The organism is Paenibacillus sp. P4_A7 (assembly GCF_056402455.1).
Genome location: NZ_JBFUHJ010000772.1, coordinates 1 through 1,324, shown reverse-complemented (window position 1 = coordinate 1,324; position 1,324 = coordinate 1). Strand labels below are relative to the sequence as shown.

1 protein-coding gene is annotated in these 1,324 nt (G+C 42.9%); it reads left to right on the top strand.

Going from position 1 to position 1,324, the window contains the following annotated elements:
• Nucleotides 1-319: 319 nt before the first annotated feature.
• Nucleotides 320-1,324: benzoate/H(+) symporter BenE family transporter (locus AC1DWN_RS33840; RefSeq protein ID WP_477563201.1), on the top strand; the 1,005-nt coding region annotated here is incomplete at its 3' end.

The window sequence follows — 1,324 nt, the reverse complement described above, 5'->3', positions numbered from 1 at the left end:
ATCCCTCGAAAGTTAACAGCACGAGCGACATGCGTTTGTTGGGCGATGTCGATCCCGACGACCAGATGTTGAGCGGTAATTTTTTCAATGAGTTGATTTTGTTTGTCCTGCGATTTAAACTTCATAATAGAGCGTCCTCCTGGATGATGGAATTTTTAGGGCTATGACCCGTTGCGTACTTCCATCGTACCGAGGCGCTCGTTTTTTTGCAAAGCGGATATTTAACGCTCTACAGGAATGCTAACTTTATACGATGGTTCATGGGTATCAAGGGAGAAATGAACACCTCAATCTACTGGATGGGAATAGACAGAGAAAAATGAAAAACAATGCGAGCAATGATTTAGAAATGAGAAAATCTTTAGGGTTATCCTCACAGCAAGTGATAACCGGTATTTTRTCCGCATTACTAGCTTGTACAGGTGGAGCGATTTTAATTGTCAGCAGTGCGGAAAAGGCTGGGTTTACGAGTCTTGAGCTAGTGGCTTGGATTTTTACTGTTTATTTTTTTGGCGGTTTATTTAATGTGATTTTGTCGATTCGCTATAAGATTCCTTTTGGCGGCGCCCATTCGATTACGGCTGTCGCTTTTTTAAGCACGTCGGTCTCACAATTTACGGTAGCACAATTGGCTGGTGCAAGTATAATGGCAGGCTTAATTATTGCGATCTTCGGGTTTTCAGGACTTTCCGATAAGCTGCTTGCGGTTCTTCCAAAACCACTTTTGGACGCAATGCTCGCAGGTCTAATCTTCAACCATATTGTACAGATTGTTCCGGCATTTAAGGATGGTCCTTTTGTAGGCGGGATGGCGCTGGTTGGTTTTTTCTTATTTCCGAGGCTGTTTAAAAAATGTCCTCCCGTTATAGGAGTCATCATCATGGGAATGCTTGCTCTTTGGATCAGTTATGACTTTCCGAAAATAGAGCAAATCCCGTTCGCGCTGCCACATATTATTACACCGGAATTTTCATGGAGCGGTTTAGTATCCTTAGCGTTTCCTTTAGCTATACTTGTTCTAAGCAATGATTTATTCGTTGCCTTAGCAGCTCTTCGCAAAAATGGCTACGAGCCATCTGCTGCGAAAACGATAACGATATCTGGTCTCTCAACGATAGCAATCGGATGGCTAGGTGGTCACACCATAAACATTGGCGGAATGATGAGTATGCTTTGCAGCAATGAAGAAGCGGGACCTAAGGAGAAACGATATTATGCAGCGATCGTGTCTGGTGTACTCGTCGCGTTGTTTGGCCTGTTTGCTTGGAAGGTCATTGCCTTTCTAAAAATACTTCCGTTTTCTTTTATACTGATTATTACTTAC